We start from the raw sequence: 697 nt of genomic DNA, 5'->3' as shown, positions 1-697 counted from the left end.
CGCGCCTCTTTGCCTGATCCAGTGACCAGGAGAATGCCAATGTCTGACCTCCCTTTGGCGCGGCCCGGTCGGCCAATGCCGCCGCCCCTGCCGGGCCTGCCTGAACTCGCCATCGGCCCGGAGATCATCGGTGCCATCCAGCGCGGCGCATGGATCGTCTTCAACCTCTCGGGCGGCAAGGACTCGAGTGCGGCCATGTTCACGGTCAATCTCCTCCTCGATCGTCTTGGTCATCCTCGCGCGCGACGTATGGCGATCCACGCCGATCTTGGTCGAGCCGAATGGGCCTCCACGCCGGCAACGATCGAGCGCATCGCGGCGCAGGCCGGTATGCAGCTGACCGTCGTCCGTCGTGCCGCCGGCGATCTCGTGGACCGCTGGATCCAGCGGTTCGAGAATGCCAAGCGTCGCTACGCGGCACTCGAGACATATAACCTCATCGGTCCCTGGTCGTCCGCCTCGCTGCGCTTCTGCCAGTCAGAGATGAAAGCGGCCGTGATCGGGCCTGCGATCGCGCGGATCCTGTCGGGAGAACGGATTATCTCGGTGCTTGGCCTGCGCCGCGACGAAAGCCACACCCGCGCAGCGATTCCAGCGGCGAAGGCCGATCAGCGTTACGCCAAGGCCGGGAACCGGCGGGGCACGGTCATGTTGTTTTGGAATCCGCTGGCTGACTGGACGGCGGACGACGTGTACC

At 65.6% G+C, this 697-nt stretch carries 1 protein-coding gene; it reads left to right on the top strand.

The window, feature by feature from the left end:
• Positions 1-39: 39 nt before the first annotated feature.
• Positions 40-697 (top strand): phosphoadenosine phosphosulfate reductase domain-containing protein (locus tag AACY08_RS27765; RefSeq protein WP_339472306.1); only part of this gene is annotated, 658 nt, incomplete at its 3' end.

It is taken from the genome of Pseudomonas sp. EL_65y_Pfl1_R83 (assembly GCF_963970695.1).
Classification (GTDB): Bacteria; Pseudomonadota; Gammaproteobacteria; order Pseudomonadales; family Pseudomonadaceae; genus Aquipseudomonas; species Aquipseudomonas tritici.
This window is presented reverse-complemented; position numbering and strand designations above follow the sequence as displayed.